This window comes from Streptomyces sp. 2-1, assembly GCF_048564895.1.
GTDB classification, from domain to species: Bacteria; Actinomycetota; Actinomycetes; order Streptomycetales; family Streptomycetaceae; genus Streptomyces; species Streptomyces phaeochromogenes.
The window spans coordinates 6,299,847-6,314,967 of record NZ_CP183383.1 but is presented as its reverse complement, the minus strand read 5'-3'; the positions used below and the strand labels follow the sequence as shown (position 1 = coordinate 6,314,967).

At 71.3% G+C, this 15,121-nt stretch carries 10 protein-coding genes and 1 pseudogene; 8 read left to right on the top strand and 3 right to left on the bottom strand.

Going from position 1 to position 15,121, the window contains the following annotated elements; genetic code table 11:
- Window positions 1-17: 17 nt before the first annotated feature.
- Window positions 18-3,050 (bottom strand): FAD-binding and (Fe-S)-binding domain-containing protein, encoded by a 3,033-nt coding sequence (locus ACN20J_RS28050; protein WP_419667063.1) that lies wholly within the window; start codon window positions 3,048-3,050, stop codon window positions 18-20.
- Window positions 3,051-3,240: 190 nt separating this feature from the next.
- On the opposite strand from ACN20J_RS28050, the pseudogene ACN20J_RS28045 reads away from it, so the two are divergent.
- The 6 genes and pseudogenes from ACN20J_RS28045 to ACN20J_RS28020 form a co-directional block, all read left to right on the top strand.
- Window positions 3,241-4,411: pseudogene (locus ACN20J_RS28045) on the top strand (sensor histidine kinase); the annotation flags it as partial.
- A 1,204-nt stretch (window positions 4,412-5,615) separates the two neighbouring features.
- A complete protein-coding gene (locus ACN20J_RS28040; protein ID WP_055614074.1) occupies window positions 5,616-6,029 on the top strand; it encodes a roadblock/LC7 domain-containing protein in 414 nt (137 codons plus the stop codon).
- Window positions 6,026-6,382, top strand: coding sequence for a DUF742 domain-containing protein (locus ACN20J_RS28035; protein WP_055614071.1), 357 nt, complete (start codon window positions 6,026-6,028; stop codon window positions 6,380-6,382). The genes ACN20J_RS28040 and ACN20J_RS28035 overlap by 4 nt, the downstream gene beginning before the upstream one ends.
- An 88-nt stretch (window positions 6,383-6,470) precedes the next feature.
- Entirely contained in the window at window positions 6,471-7,157 is a 687-nt protein-coding gene (locus ACN20J_RS28030) for a GTP-binding protein (protein ID WP_419668968.1), read from the top strand.
- Entirely contained in the window at window positions 7,154-8,407 is a 1,254-nt protein-coding gene (locus ACN20J_RS28025) for a cytochrome P450 (protein WP_419667062.1), read from the top strand. Before ACN20J_RS28030 ends, ACN20J_RS28025 begins: the two co-directional genes overlap by 4 nt.
- A 217-nt stretch (window positions 8,408-8,624) precedes the next feature.
- Entirely contained in the window at window positions 8,625-8,780 is a 156-nt protein-coding gene (locus tag ACN20J_RS28020) for a hypothetical protein (protein WP_419667061.1), read from the top strand.
- A gap of 33 nt (window positions 8,781-8,813) precedes the next feature.
- Here the strand turns inward: ACN20J_RS28020 and ACN20J_RS28015 are convergent, their stop codons facing one another.
- Window positions 8,814-11,750, bottom strand: coding sequence for an NACHT domain-containing protein (locus tag ACN20J_RS28015; protein ID WP_419667060.1), 2,937 nt, complete (start codon window positions 11,748-11,750; stop codon window positions 8,814-8,816).
- A gap of 131 nt (window positions 11,751-11,881) precedes the next feature.
- Between ACN20J_RS28015 and ACN20J_RS28010 the strand changes: the two genes are divergently transcribed.
- A complete protein-coding gene (locus tag ACN20J_RS28010; protein ID WP_419667059.1) occupies window positions 11,882-12,094 on the top strand; it encodes a hypothetical protein in 213 nt (70 codons plus the stop codon).
- Between the two features lie 73 nt (window positions 12,095-12,167).
- The gene (gene serC, locus ACN20J_RS28005) at window positions 12,168-13,286 is read left to right on the top strand and encodes a phosphoserine transaminase (protein ID WP_189836888.1); all 1,119 of its coding nucleotides are present in this window, start codon (window positions 12,168-12,170) and stop codon (window positions 13,284-13,286) included.
- A 105-nt stretch (window positions 13,287-13,391) separates the two neighbouring features.
- Here the strand turns inward: serC and ACN20J_RS28000 are convergent, their stop codons facing one another.
- Window positions 13,392-14,942 (bottom strand): cellulase family glycosylhydrolase, encoded by a 1,551-nt coding sequence (locus tag ACN20J_RS28000; RefSeq protein ID WP_419667058.1) that lies wholly within the window; start codon window positions 14,940-14,942, stop codon window positions 13,392-13,394.
- Window positions 14,943-15,121: the final 179 nt, after the last annotated feature.

The following is a 15,121-nucleotide window of genomic DNA, read 5'->3' as shown; positions in this document are numbered from 1 at the left end:
CCTACGTTTCGAGGTCCCTACGTCTCAGGGCCGTCCAGACCCTCCGCCAACACCTCCGCCAGGTGTCTGCCCTTGCGGCCTCCGAGCTGTTCCAACTGTTCCAGTTGGGTACGGCACGAGAAGCCGTCCGCCAGGACCACCGGCCCCTCCCCCGCCGCCCGGACCGCGGGCAGCAGCTGTTCCTCCGCGCAGGCCACCGACACTTCGTAGTGCCCCTTCTCGAAGCCGAAGTTGCCGGCCAACCCGCAGCAGCCGCCGGAGAGTTCGCCGGTCAGGCCCGCTGCCGTGCGCAGGCGGCGGTCCGGGGCGTCGCCGAGGATCGCGTGCTGGTGGCAGTGGGTCTGGCCGACGACCGGGCGGTCCAGGCGGGGCGGGGTCCAGTTCGGGGCATGGCGTTCGAGTGCCTCCGCGAAGGTCAGGACCGCCGACGCCACGCGCTGGGCACGCGGATCGTCGGGCAGCAGCTCGGGCAGGTCCGTACGCAGGGCGGCTGCACAGCTCGGTTCGAGGACGACGATGGGCGGCCCTTCCCCGGGGAAGGCCGGGTCCCCGAGCGGATACAGCAGGTCGAGGGTGCGGCGCATCACCTTGCGGGCGCGGTCCAGTTGGCCCGTAGAGACATAGGTCAGGCCGCAGCAGACCCGGCCATGGGGAGCCGCCCGCGGGACGGCCGACGGGTTCGGAACGGTCGGCACTCCGTCGTCCGGCGTCCCGCCCGGTAGCGGCCGCAATCCCACGGTCGGCCTCCGCCGAAGCCACCTGCCCACGACTGGCACCCGCAGCAGCCCCTCCCTCGGCGGCCACGGCAGCACTCTCAGCCCCGCCGCCTCCAGGACCCGAGCCGCCGCCTTTCCGACGGACGGCGACAGGTACTCCGTAAAGGTGTCCGGCCACAGGACGACCGTCTTGGGCAGGCCGCCGTCCGGATGCTCTTCGTACTCGACGCGCTCGCGCGTCTCTCGCCGTGCCTGCGCCCTGGCCCTGCGGCCCCACCACCGGGTGAACGTCTCCCCCGCCACCCGCGGAATCTCCCGCTCGGGCGCGATCCCGCCCAGCCGCTTGGCGAGGGCCGCCAACGGGCGTACCGAAGCGAGGAAGTTGACCGGGCCGGCCAGGCGCAGGCGGGACACCGTCGCGAGCCAGACCGGCAGCCAGCCCATCGTGTAGTGCGCGGCCGGTCGCCGACGGCCTTCGTAGTGGTGGTGCAGGAACTCCGCCTTGTACGTGGCCATGTCGACGCCGACCGGGCAGTCGGAGCGGCAGCCCTTGCAGGACAGGCACAGGTCCAGCGCGTCCCGGACCTCCGTGGAGGCCCAGCCGTCGGTGACGACCTCGCCCGCGAGCATCTCGTGCAGCAGCCGGGCCCGCCCGCGTGTGGAGTGCTCCTCCTCGCCGGTCGCACGGAAGGAGGGGCACATGACGCCGGAGCCCGGACCGGCCGTCTCCGTGCGGCACTTGGCGACGCCCACGCATCTGCGGACCGCCGCCGAGAAGTCCCCGCCGTCGTGCGGATAGCCGAAGGCCACGTCCACCGGCTCGCGCGGGAGCACGGCGAATCTCAGGTTCTCGTCCAGGGCGGCGGGCCGGACCAGCATTCCCGGGTTGAGCAGACCGTCCGGGTCCCACACGGACTTCGCGCGCTCGAAGAGGGCGACCATCTCCTCCCCGTACATCTTCGGGAGCAGCTCGGCCCGGGCCTGTCCGTCGCCGTGCTCTCCGGAGAGCGAGCCGCCGTGGGCGACGACCAGCTCCGCCAGCTCCTCCGAGAAGCGACGGAAGCGGCCGATGCCCTCGCGGGAGAGGAGATCGAAGTCGATACGTACGTGGATGCAGCCGTCCCCGAAGTGCCCGTACGGCGTGCCGCGCAGGCCGTGGGAGGTCAGCAGCCCTCTGAAGTCCCGCAGGTACGGGCCGAGTCGGGCCGGGGGCACCGCGCAGTCCTCCCAGCCGGGCCAGGCCTCGGTGCCGTCCGGCATCCGGGTCGCCGTGCCGCTCGCGTCCTCGCGGACGCGCCACAGGGCCCGCTGGCCGGCCGGGTCGGTGACCACGAGGGAGTCGACGACGTCCGCGGCGCGCACGATCGCGTCCGCACGCGCGCGTGCCTCCGCCGCCGTCCCGCCGCCCGTCTCCACGAACAGCCAGGCGCCGCCCCTGGGCAGGCCCGCGTCCGCCCGTACGAGATCGGCCGCCATGCCCTCCACCGTCAGCGGCCGGTGCGGCAGCAGGCCCGCGGCTGCCTCGGCCGCCGCGCTCTCGTCGGCGTAGGCCAGTACGGCCAGCGCACGCGCGCGGGGGGCCTCGACCAGCGCGACGACCGCCTCCGTCAGCACGCCGAGGGTGCCCTCGGAGCCGCAGAAGGAGCGGGCGACGTCGGCGCCCTTCTCGGGAAGCAGCGCGTCCAGCGCGTACCCCGAGATCCGGCGGGGCAGGTCCGGGAAACCGGTGCGCAGCCGCCCCAGCTCGCCCTCCACCAGGGCCCGCAGCCCCTCCGGAGCGCCCGACCAGGACCTGCCCGGTGACAGGAACTCGCCCCTCGCCGTCACCACGGACAGCTCGCGCAGGCTGTCGGCCGTCGTGCCCCAGGCCACCGAGTGCGACCCGCACGAGTTGTTGCCGATCATCCCGCCGAGCGTGCAGCGGCTGTGGGTCGACGGGTCGGGCCCGAAGCGCAGGCCGTGCGGCGCGGCGGCCTCCTGGAGGCGGTCCAGGACGACCCCCGGCTGGACCACGGCCGTGCGCGCCTGCGCGTCCAGGGACACGATGCGGTTCATGTGCCGGGTGAAGTCCAGCACCACACCCGTGCCGGTCGCCTGTCCCGCGATCGACGTACCACCACCGCGCGCGACGACCGGGACGCGGAGACGGGAGCAGACGGACAGCGCCGCCGCCACGTCGTCGGCGTCTCTCGGGGCGACCACGCCGAGCGGCACCCGCCGGTAGTTCGACGCGTCCATGGTGGTCAGCGCCCTCGCCGTCACGTCGAAGGCGACCTCTCCGCGCACGGCTTTCCGCAGCTCCGACCGCAGCTCCCCGAGATCCATTTCCGTCATGCCTCCAAGAATGCCCCCCGTCACTGACAGTGACCCCCGGCAGGCGAAGGAGGGCCGACCCCCGGATTGGGGACGACTTGTGAAAGCGGGCACGAATCCTGCCCGGTCCGATCACGAACTCCCATATAGTGACCGCCAGTTGAGCACCAGGTGTCGCATCCCGCCCAGGACACGACCGAGGACACGATTCATGACCGCGCCCACCCCGCAAGCGCGCCCCACCCCAGATCGGCCGTCCCCAGCGCACCTCGGAGGCGAACGACCACGCCTGCGTGCCGTCGTGCTCGCCCCGCTCCTGGCCGCCGTACCGGCCGCGCTCGCCGTCGGCGCCGCGGTCGCCCTGGCCCCCGCGTCGGTGCGTGTGCCCCTCGCCTGGGGCGGCAGCGCGGGCGTCGTACTGCTCTGTGCGGCCGTCGCCCTGGCGAGCCGTGCCACGGCGACCTCGCGATTACTCGTCCGCCGCCTCGAAGCGGTGTCCCAGGAGGCCGGCCGGCTGCTCCAGGAGCACGCCCGCCTCACCGAGGAGTCCGCCCGTGAACGCGCGCGTCTGACGGACGAGCACACCCGCGAACGCGCCCGTCTCGCCGAGCAGAACACCCACCAGAAGGTCCGCCTGGCCGCCGAACTCGACCGGGAGCGCGTCCGCCTCGGCGCCGAGCACGCGCGCGTGGCCGACGAACTGCGGCAGGCCCGGACCGACCGCTCCGCCGCGATCTCGGCAGCCGCCAACACCGCGGGCCGACTGCAGGCCCTGGCCACGAGCATGCTGGCCGACCTGCGCGCCATGGAGGAGCGGCACGCCGACGAGGACGTCCTCACCGACCTCCTCCACCTCGACCACCGCACCGCACAGGCGGGCCGTCTCGCCGACTCCGTCGCCGTCCTCGCGGGCGCGCGCTCGGGCCGCCGCTGGGCGCGGCCCATCGTCATGGAATCGATCCTGCGCGGCGCGATGGGCCGTATCAGCGGCTACCAGCGCGTACGTGTCCACTCGTCGAGCGAGGCCGCCGTCGCCGGGCACGCCGCCGAGGGCGTGATGCACGCACTCGCCGAAATCCTCGACAACGCCGCGAACTTCTCGCCGCCGACGGCCGAAGTGCACGTCTACGTAGAGGAGGTTCCGGCCGGAGTCATCGTCTCCGTGGAGGACAGCGGGCTGGTGATGGGCGAGGTGCAGCTGCGCCGCGCCGAACGCGCCGTCTCCGGCGAGGAGGCGGAGCTCGGCGGCCTCAGCGGCACCCGGCTCGGCCTCGCGGTCGTCGGCCGCCTCTCCCGCAAGTACGGCCTGAAGGTCTCCTTCCGCCCCTCCGCGCGCGGCGGCACGGGCGTCCTGATGCTCATACCTCAGGACATCCTCGCGAGCCCGGGCTCGACCGTGACGCCGACGCCGAGGGCGACACCGAGGGGGACGCCGAGGGAGAGGGCGACACAGGCTCCGGCTTGGACGCCTACGTCGGCCTCGGCGTCGACCTCGGCGTCGGCCTCCTCTTCGACGTCGGCTTCGATGCCTGCTTCGGCCTCGACGTCGGCTACGAAGCCGACGTCGACGGCCGGCTCGGCTCCGGAGGCTGCTCCGACGCCGACCTGGGCCTCCACCGCGACTCCGACGGCGGCCTCGACAAATAATGGCGTGGCCCCGACGCCGACTTGGGCCTCGTCCTCTGCGTCGGCGTCGGACGCGGCTTCCGACCCGGCGTCGACTGCGGCCACCGCTTCGGCTTCCGCACCGGCTTCCGCATCCGAATCCGCGTCGGCCTTCACTTCCGCCACTCCCGTCCCGGCCACGCCCCAGGCACCGACCACGAACCACCCGGCCTCTGCCTCGGCCTCGGCACCCGGCCCGGCCGTGGCCTGGGTCCCGATTCCGGCCACGCATGACGCCCCTGAGACCAATGGGACCAACAGAACCCATGGGGGGCATGGTGCTCATCGCGCCCCCGACGCTCGCCACGCCCGCGAGCCCGAGGCGTCCGACCCGGCGGCATCGCAGTCCTGGCCCCAGCCCCAGCCCTGGCCACGCCCCCAGCAGTCGTACGCCGCCGCGCACGCCCTCTCCGACCTGGACCCGGAACCCGTACCGGCCCACGGTTCCCCGCTCCAGCCCGTGGTCGCCGACCCCCTGGTCAGCCTCCCGAAGCGCCACCGGGGCCGCACCCTCGCCGAGGCGGAGGCCGAAGTGGAGGCCCAGCGCTCCCGCAACAGACCCCCGGCCGCGCTCAACAGCCGTGCCGACTCCGACGGTTCCGACGGTGCCGACCGCTCCGGCACTCCCTACTCCCCGGAGGTCCCCGGCGAGGTCCCCGGCGAGGCCCCCGGCCCCTCGCCCGACGACGTGATGACCCGCGCCGCCCGCTTCAGCAGTTTCCGCCAGGCCGTCCGAGGGACGTCGGCGGAGGAGCCCGTACAAGCCCGTACGAGCCCTGCCACCTCCCACCCGGAAAGCGACCCCACTTCATGACCGGCCCCACCGGCCCCATCGGCAGCACGGCAACGGCCGCCGTCGCCGCATCCGCGTCCCCCACCGCCTACTCCTCCGCCTCCACCGAGGAGAAGCTGACCTGGCTCATGCAGGGCATGCTGGCGCGCACCCCCGGCGCCCGGCACGCGCTCGTGCTCTCGCGGGACGGCCTGAAGCTGTGCCGTACGCCGGAACTCTCCGTCGACCAGGCCGACCAGCTCGCCGCCATCGCCGCCGGTATCCAGTCGCTGTCCCACGGGGCGTCCATGGAGTTCGGGGACGGCACCGGGGGCGTACGGTCGGCGATGGCCGAGTTCTACGGCGGGGTCCTGTTCATCGTGGAGGCGGGCGAGGGCGCGCATCTGGCCCTGGTCACGGCCGAGGAGGCGGACCCGGGGCTCGTCGGGCACAACATGGCCGAACTCGTGGAACAGCTGGGCGAACACCTGAGTTCACAACCTCGTACGTCACTGAGTTCACAGCCCCATACGTCACTGAGCGCGCAGCCACGTACGTCATGAGCCGGCCGGGCAGGGACGACGCGCCCGACCGGCTCTACACCGTCACGCAGGGACGCAGCCGGTCCACGCCCGGAACCCCGTTCGACCTGGTGACCCTGGTCGTCGCCGAGAGCGCCGCGGTCCCCGGCATGCAGTCGGAGCACGCGGCGATCCTGCGCCTGGCCGAACGGCCCACCGCCGTCGCGGAGGTCGCCGCGGAGCTGCGGCTGCCGGTCAGCATCACGAAGATCCTGCTCTCCGACCTCCTCGCCGAGGGCCGCGTCAGCGCGCGCCACCCGCGCAGGGCCGAAATCGCCGGCCGCCCCGATCCCGACATCCTGGAGCAGGTGCTCGTTGGACTCCGCAACCTCTGAACCGACCGCCGCCGTCGTCCGAACTCCGGACACCGGTACGTCCGACACGCGTACGCCCGAAGACCAGGCGCCCGAGACTCGTACGCCCCTGGAGGCGTCCGCCGACAACGGGCTGAAGATCGTGGTCGTCGGCGGTTTCGGCGTCGGGAAGACGACGATGATCCACTCGGTGAGCGAGATCCGCCCCCTCAGTACCGAGGAGACGCTCACGGGGGCCGGCGGGACGATGGACGACGTCAGCGCGGTGCCCGGCAAGTCCCAGACCACCGTGGCCTTCGACTTCGGCCGCATCACGCTCAGCGCCCGCACCGTGCTGTACCTCTTCGGCGCGCCGGGCCAGGAGCGGTTCTGGTACCTCTGGGACCGGCTCTTCACCGGCGCGCTCGGCGCGGTCGTCCTCGTCGACACCCGGCGTATCGACGACTCCTGGTACGCCATCGACCGGCTCGAACGCCTCGGTACGCCGTTCATCGTCGCCCGCAACGACTTCGGCGGCCCCGCCCACCCGCTCGAACAGGTCCGCGACGCCCTCGACCTCGCCCCGCACATCCCGCTCGTCGACTGCGACGCACGCTCCCGCGACTCCGGCAAGCGTGTCCTGATCACCCTCATCGAGCACATCAAGAGCCTGTACCTCGCCGAGGACCCGCGGGTCATCGAGAGGGTGCGGTCCGCGAGGAGTCCGTACGCGGCCGAGGGCGCCGCCGCCGGTACGCCGCAGGACCAGGTCACCGCACCCGCGGTCACCGCTCCGGCGCCGGAGCTGACCCAGTGAACCCCGCCCCCGTGCGCCTCAACGGGCCCCGGTTCCTGGCCGAACCCACCGAGCTGTACCGGGAGTTGAGGCGCGAGCACGGTGCCGTGGCGTCGGTGCTGCTCGACGGGGACATCCCGGCGTGGCTCGTGCTCGGCTACCGCGAGCTGCATCAAGTCACCGGGGATCCCGTGCTGTTCAGCCGCGACTCCGGCCTCTGGAACCAGTGGGACCGGGTCCCCGACGACTGGCCACTGCTGCCGCTGATCGGCCGCGGCCAGCCGTCCATCCTCTACACCGTCGGCGAACGCCATCGCGAGCGGGCGGCGATGGTCAGCGACGCCCTGGAGGCCGTCGACGCCTTCGAACTGCGTACCCTCGCCGAGCGGTTCGCCGACGAACTGATCGACGCGGTGTGCGCCAAGGGCGCGACGGACCTGGTCGCGGACTACGCGGCCCTGCTCCCCGTACGCGTCCTCGCCACCCTCTACGGCTTCGCCGACGAACAGGGCCCCGGGCTCGTCGCCGCCCTGAACGACATGGTCGACGGCCACGAGGACGCCATCGCCGGTCAGTTGCACGTGGCCGCCGCGATGGCCCACCTGGTGGCGGACCGGGCGGCGCGGCCCGCGGACGACGTGGTGAGCCGGATGCTGGCAAGGGGGCATGCGGGAGGCCACGGTGGAGGGGCCGCGGGCGGCTTCACACACGAGGAGATCACCCAGGACCTGATGGTCATGATGGCCGCGGGGCACCAGCCGACCGCCGACTGGATCGGCAACTCACTGCGGCTGATGCTCACGGACGAGCGATTCGCGGCCTCGCTCTTCGGCGGACGCCGCAGTGTCGCCGAGGCCATGAACGAGGTGCTCTGGGAGGACACGCCCACTCAGAACGTGGCCGGACGCTGGGCCGCCCGCGACACACGGCTCGGGGGCCGGGCCGTACGCGCCGGTGACCTCCTCCTGCTCGGCCTCCAGGCGGCCAACCACGATCCACAGGTCCGCACCCACAGCTCCGCCCTCACCGGTGGCAACAGCGCGCACTTCTCCTTCGGCCACGGCGAGCACCGCTGCCCGTTCCCGGCCCAGGAGGTCGCGGAGGTAATCGCCCGCACAGCCATCGAGGTAGTCCTGGACCGCCTCCCGGACATCGACCTGGCGGTCCCCGCCGCCTCACTGACCCGCCGCCCCTCCCCTTGGCTGCGGGGCCTCACATCCCTCCCGGTCCGCTTCACCCCGGCCCCACCGGTGGGCGGCACGCGCGCCTGACCACAGCCTTTTCTCGCCCCCGCCGCCCCTACCCATTCCCGTCCCTTTTCGGGGGCGCTGCCCCCGAACCCCCGCTCCTCAAACGCCGGAGGGGCTGAAGATTTCGCGGCCAGCTGGGCGTGGAGAAGCCGCCGGCCACGGTGGAGCGGCGGGCGGCGCCCCCGTGTAGGCGGTCACCCAGCACGCCGAGGCCCGCGCTACTCACGGACCCCGGCTGGTGAAGGGCGTCGACGTGTGGGGTGCCTGGCGGCGCGGTGAGATCGCCGTCGACCGGCCGCTGATCGGGTTCGCGAACCCCGGCCGGCCTATGCTCACGGTCGACGGCACCGATCGCCAGGGGCGGGGGATGGTGCCGGTACGGCTGGGGAGTTGAGGCCTTCGCGAACGCCGGACGGGCACGAGCAGTTCAGTTACGCGGGCGGGGCTTTCGGATGACGGCGCCGAGTGGGAAGTGCTCGGTGCCGAGGACTTCGTCTGCCCGGTTGATGGTTATGGAGAGGTCGGCCATGCCGCGCAGCGGAGTGAGGTCTACCTGCCGGTGCTTGTAGCAGCTGATCGTCAGCTTTTTGAGATTGGGAAGCGCCCTGGCCACGATGGCAAGGTCGTCGTCTGCGTTCCAGTATCCCAGCCAGAACTCCTCGATCTGTTGGGTAGGCGGGAGATCGGCAAGCATGGACAGGCCGGCGCTGACCTGCAGCATGAGGTAGTTGAGCTCGGGCAATGCCGATATCTGGGAGAAGCCGTCCACGGGGCCACACAGGTTCAGGGTGGTCAGGTGGGGCCAGCGGGTGATGCCCTCAAGCGTGCGGAGATGTTCGCAGGAGTTGACGCCGAGCCACAGGTTCGTGAGATCTGCGCCGACCGGCAGTGCTTCGAGGTTCCGGTGCGGGAGCTCCAATTCGAGGCCCAAGCTTGTCAGGTGGGTCAGGCCCCGTAGGTCGTCAATGCCTGCCACGTCACACTCGAAGAGATTGAGGGTGCTGACGGGCGTACCGGCCAGTGGTGTCAGGTCCACGACGTTCGGGCACTGGTGAAAGGAGATGTCGGTCAGAGACGTGTACGCGTGGAGGAAGTCCAGGTTGTCCAGCACAGAGTTCTCAATGACACTCAGCACCTGAAGTTCCTCCGGCCTGATCGCGCCGGCAATCTCGCTGCCCGTGAAGTTTCCGGTGAAGGTGACAGCCTGGGGAGTGCGCAGGTGATGGAGCGCCGCAAGTTGTTCGGCTGAACGAACCGACATATTGCGGAAGCCTGGTATGTGGGCAAGGACTTCGCGGGCGTAGTCCTCGGTGTCAAAGTGGCTCCAGTCGGCATGCAGCCTGGACTGAACGCCGACGTCTGCGCTGGCGCGGAACTTCTTCATGACCGTGAGAGCCGCGTCGCCGCCGATGCGGCCGGCCGTAGTGACAACGGCTTCGGCCTCGTCGTCCTCCAGACCTTCAGGGCCAGGGAGCAGATCGAGGATGACCGGGCCGACCGCGGCCAGGGTGAGGGCTTCATCATGGCTCCGCGGAGGCAGGAGAGCAGCCGTGCGCTGCTGAACATCCTCGCGGACGGCCGGGTCGAGCTCGGTCGCGTGTTCCAGGCAGGCCGTGGCCAGCAGGTGCAAGCGGGTGCGGTGCTTGGGGGTGCGGTCGCCGCGGGTGACCAAGCGGCGCAGCAGGCTTGCGCGTTCATGGGGACGTGCGTGGGCCACGGCCATACGCAGGACGTCCTCCCACTGATCGTCATGGGCGTGACGGACCAGCAGAGGGATGTCGCGTGCCTCGATGGCGGCTTTGGCGCCGAGGTAGTCCTGGAAGGTGCGGTGGACGAAGTCGATGGTTTCGGCGGTGGGCTGCCGTAACAGCCCGGAGCGGGCGAGCAGGTGCGTGAGGACACCGTCGGCATCGGCCTGCTGTGCGATGTGCGGCATGGCGGGCAGGGCGTCGTCGACGAGCGCGCGTGCCGTGTCGTGGTCGAGTTCGGTCTGGCCGTTGCGGATGAGCCAGTAGGCCAGGCGCTGTAGGAGCTGGACGCTCTGGTGCTCGGTGAGGCTGAGCCCCTCGGGCGCCTCGATGTCGCGCTCGCGGTCACGGCGGTGCATCAGCATGGACAGGGCGGCTTCGTACAGCGCCATCCGGCCGTGCGGCAGGTGGCCCCGCCGGTCGCGATGCAGGGCACAGACCAGCGCGCACAGCAGCGGTGTGGTGGTCAGGCGTGCCAGGTCCCGCTGGGAGCGCACCGTGTCCTTGAGCGTCTCCTCCAGGGTGGCCAGGTGGGCCCGTTCCTGATCGGTGGTGGCGTTGGAGGCGGCCGCGGTGTGCCAGCGGGTGACGAACACCGACACGTCCCGGGTGCTCATGGGCCGTACGGTCAGTTCGGTGAATCCGCTGTCTGCGAGCCAGCCCTCGGGTACGGCGGAAGGCCGGGTGGTCACCAGATAGGCGGCCTGCGGGTAGGCGGCGAGCAGTTCGCGCAGCCACTGCCGGGTCTTGGCCCGCTGGGCCTGGGGGACTTCGTCGAGGCCGTCGATGAGCAGCAGGGCTCGGCCGTCGATCAGCGCGCGGTCGGCCCAGTTCGACGGCTGGGCGCTGTCGCGCGGGCAGCCGACCGCGGTCAGGTATTCGTGCGGGGCGGGCAACTCGCCACGGCGTACGAGGGTCCGCAGCGGCAGGACGAACGGCAGGCACCCCTCCAGGTGGGCCAACTCGGGCGGCAGGCTGCGGCGTGCGGTGGACACGGCGAGCCACTGCAGCAGGGTGGTCTTACCGCTTCCGGCCAGCCCCCGAACAAGGGTTCGCCGCTGTCCGGCCAGGGCCTGCTCGGCCCGCTCCACCCGCACCTCCAGCCCTCGGCCTCCGGCGCCCATTCCGCCCCGGCTGTCGGTGGGCTCGACTCCGCGGACAGAGGTGGCGAGTTCCAGGCTGAGATAGGCGGCGTCCAGCGGCCAGCAGGCACGCTCCGGCCGGGACAGATCCAGTCCGATCACCGACAGCTGCCCATAGCGCTGTTCCAGATAGTGCCGGTACCAGTTCTCGAACCGCGTCTGCGGATCCGAAACCGAAGCCGAATCCACAGACGAATCCGAGTCGTCCGCCGTCGCGACACGCGCGGTGGGAGGCAGCGCGCGGGCCCTCAGCCGCAGCAGCGGTTCGGCATCCGTCTTCAGAGCCGCCGCGAGTGCCACGACGGTCGCCTCGCTGGGCATGCCGGTGCCGTTCAGTGCCTGGCTGACCGTGGTGCGTCCCAGCCCCGCCCGCAGCGGCAAGGCGGTCATCGACAACCGTCGCCGCACCCGCAGAGTCCGCAGCCGCTCCTTCAGCTCCGCCAGCGCTTCCTGTCGGCTCTCACTCGCCGCCACTCCGGCCCCCTCCACGGACAGCGCCGCCCCCGTTGTTCAAGCCCGTTCATCTTTGTCCATCCGAACGCCGCCGTACGCGACTTCGGCCACCTTCCTTCCATCGCCCCGCTCACGGAACGGAAGAGGCCCTCATGACCACCTCGCCCACGCACCTGGCTCTACTGACCCTGGCCCTGCTCGCCGTCTTCCTGCTCGCCCTGCTGGCCGCTGTCACCGCCGGCCTGCTCGCCCGCTGGGACGGAGCCTCCGCGCCCGCCGCGCTGCTCCGCGCCGGAATCGCCTTCGGCGGCGCCCTCACCCTGCTCATCGCCGTGCTGGCGCTGGTGGCCGGCACCCTGACATGACACTCATGGACACCTCGTCTCACCGGCCGGACGACGTTTCACCCACGTTTCCGGAAACGGATACGCTCCCGTCGTGGCTGATATCCAGATCCCCGCTGACCTCAAGCCCGCCGACGGCCGTTTCGGCGCGGGCCCCTCCAAGGTGCGTACGGAGTCGCTCACCGCGCTCGCCGCGACCGGCACGTCCCTGATGGGGACGTCCCACCGCCAGGCCCCGGTGAAGAACCTCGTGGGGAAGGTCCGCGAGGGAGTGCGCGACCTGTTCCAGCTCCCCGAGGGCTACGAGGTCGTCCTCGGCAACGGCGGCTCCACCGCGTTCTGGGACGTCGCGACGCACGGCCTGATCGAGAACAAGTCGCAGCACCTCACCTTCGGTGAGTTCAGCTCGAAGTTCGCGAAGGCCGCCAAGCTCGCCCCCTGGCTCGCCGACCCGGACGTCATCACCTCCGAGCCGGGCACCCACCCGGAGCCGCTCGCCCAGTCGGGCGTGGACGTCTACGCCCTCACGCACAACGAGACCTCCACGGGTGTCGCGGCCCCGGTCAAGCGCGTCGCGGGCGCCGACGAGGGCTCCCTCGTCCTCGTGGACGCGACGAGCGGCGCGGGCGGCCTGCCCGTCGACATCGCCGAGACGGACGTCTACTACTTCGCCCCGCAGAAGTCCTTCGCCGCGGACGGCGGCCTGTGGATCGCAATCTTCTCCCCGGCCGCCATCGAGCGCGCCGAGCGCGTCCACGCGAGCGGGCGCCACGTCCCGGAGTTCTTCAGCCTGCCCACGGCGATCGACAACTCCCGCAAGAACCAGACGTACAACACCCCGGCCCTCGCGACCCTCTTCCTGCTGAACGACCAGCTGGAGTGGATCAACGGCCAGGGCGGCCTCGACTGGTCGGTCCGCCGCACGGCGACCTCCGCGCGGACGCTGTACGGCTGGGCCGAGGACGTCAAGTACGCGAACCCGTTCGTCACCGACCCGGCCAAGCGCTCGCAGGTCATCGGCACGATCGACTTCACCGACGACGTCGACGCGTCCGCCGTCGCCAAGGTCCTGCGTGCCAACGGCATCGTCGACACCGAGCCCTACCGCAAGCTCGGCCGCAACCAGCTCCGCGTCGCCATGTTCCCCGCGATCGACCCGGCGGACATCGAGTCCCTCACGAAGTGCATCGACTACGTGATCGAGAAGCTGTAAGCGAGAAGCCTTAAGCGACACGCTGCAACCGTCGTTCTTACGGCAACTGGGGCGCCCGGCACGGCAATCGTGCCGGGCGCCCCTGCCTATGTCACCCCGCCCCTCTCACGTCGCCGTGCAGCTCACCGTCGGCGCACCCCCGCCTCCCGGCGCGCCCCCGAACCCGAAGCTCGCCGAACCGCCCACCGCCAGCGCCCCGTTGTGGTCGGCGTTCGACGCGATCACCGTCGAACCGCTCTGCGTGTACGACGCGTTCCACATGCTGGTGACCTTCTGGGCGCCGGGCCAAGTCCACGTGGTCTTCCAGGACTTGAGGGCCACGGTGCCCGAATTGGTCACCTTCACCTCGGCGTTGAAGCCGCCGCCCCAGTCGCTGCTGACGGTGTAGGCGGCGGTGCAGGCCGCCGTACCCCCTCCCGGGTCGCCGGGGTCACCCGGATCGCCCCCGCCGCTCGGAAAACCCGGCGCCTTCACGCTCGCCAGGTATCCGTCCTTCACCGTGTCCACGGTCGTCCAGTCGTCCTTCAGGATCCCGCCCGTGTCGCCGGAGTTGGGGTTCCAGGACCAGAAGGTCCAGGAGATGCTGTCGGCGCCATACGTTCCGGTCGGCCGGAGGTAACTCACCAGCGCGGCAAGCCACTTCTGGTCGATCGTCGACTGGAGTGTCGTGCCGAACTCGCCCACCCACACCGGTGCGATGTTCTGCTTGAAGATGTAGCCCCAGTACTTGTCCCAGATGCCGGGCATGTTGGCGGGGAAGGACGGATCGCTGAACCAGCTCTGCTGGGCGACGCTCGTGGCGTAGTCGTGGGCCGAGTAGACGACCCGGTTCGGGACGTCCAGCTGGACGGGGTACTGGGCGACGCCCATCAGGTTGCCGCCCCACCAGCCCGACACGCCGTTGAACGTCTGCACGCCCTCCACGAAGATCAGCAGATCGGGGTTGACGGAGAGGACCGCGTTGCCGGCACGCTGGGCGGCCAGACGCCAGTCCCTCGTCGTGTCGCCGCAGCCCCAACAGGCCGGATCGTGCGGCTCGTTGTGGAGGTCGATGCCGACCACCGTGGAGTTGCCCTTGTAGCGAGTCGCCAGCGCCTTGAGGTTGGCGATCCACGTCGACTCCGGGACCGCGGAGGTGTACCAGAGCGCCGACTGGCCGGCCGCGTCCGGACGATGCCGGTCCAGTACGACCTTGAGGCCGCCCTGACCCGCGTACGCCACGATCCTGTCCATGATCTGGAGGGAGCCGAGGCCCTGGAGGTCGGCGTTCTTGCCGCCGGAGAAGTCGATGCTGTTGGGGACGGTGCCGCTCTTGAAGAGGTCGTCGCTGTACGGCAGCCGGATGGTGTTGTAGCCCAGCGACTTCATCTGGTCGATCATGCTCTTGTAGTCGCGCGCCCAGAGGCCGTGGGGGGTGTAGTTGGCGGTCTCGAAGCCGAACCAGTTGATGCCGGCGATCCGTACGGGCTGGCCGGCCGCGTCCATCATCTGCCGGCCGCTGGTGTGCCAGTAGCCCGCTCCGGGGGCCGCCGCCCTGGCCGCCCGGTCCTCGGGAGCCGCCGGGTCCGCGTGGACCGTCTGCGCACCGACACCGGCCAGGATCAACAGGAGCGCCGCGGCGGCAGCACACAGCGCTCTTCGCAAGCTGCGGAACATGTCGCTGCTTCCTCTCGGGAGGCGCGGGCCCGGAACGGGTGGGAGCGCTCCCACCACACCGCACATCCCCATGGAAGGGATCCTGCGTGGACACGTCAAGGAGGTGTGCGGTGTTCGGGACACTTGAGTCCCGAACACCGCAAGCCCCGTCGCCGCGCCCCCCGTAGCCGCACAACTGC

Excerpts from the sequence above, each read along its gene's own strand:
- ACN20J_RS28035 (WP_055614071.1), top strand. The coding sequence starts at position 6,026 with ATGAGCCGGCCGGGCAGGGACGACGCGCCCGACCGGCTCTACACCGTC.
- ACN20J_RS28040 (WP_055614074.1), top strand. The coding sequence starts at position 5,616 with ATGCAGGGCATGCTGGCGCGCACCCCCGGCGCCCGGCACGCGCTCGTG.
- ACN20J_RS28010 (WP_419667059.1), top strand. The coding sequence starts at position 11,882 with ATGACCACCTCGCCCACGCACCTGGCTCTACTGACCCTGGCCCTGCTC.
- ACN20J_RS28050 (WP_419667063.1), bottom strand. The coding sequence starts at position 3,050 with ATGACGGAAATGGATCTCGGGGAGCTGCGGTCGGAGCTGCGGAAAGCC.
- ACN20J_RS28000 (WP_419667058.1), bottom strand. The coding sequence starts at position 14,942 with ATGTTCCGCAGCTTGCGAAGAGCGCTGTGTGCTGCCGCCGCGGCGCTC.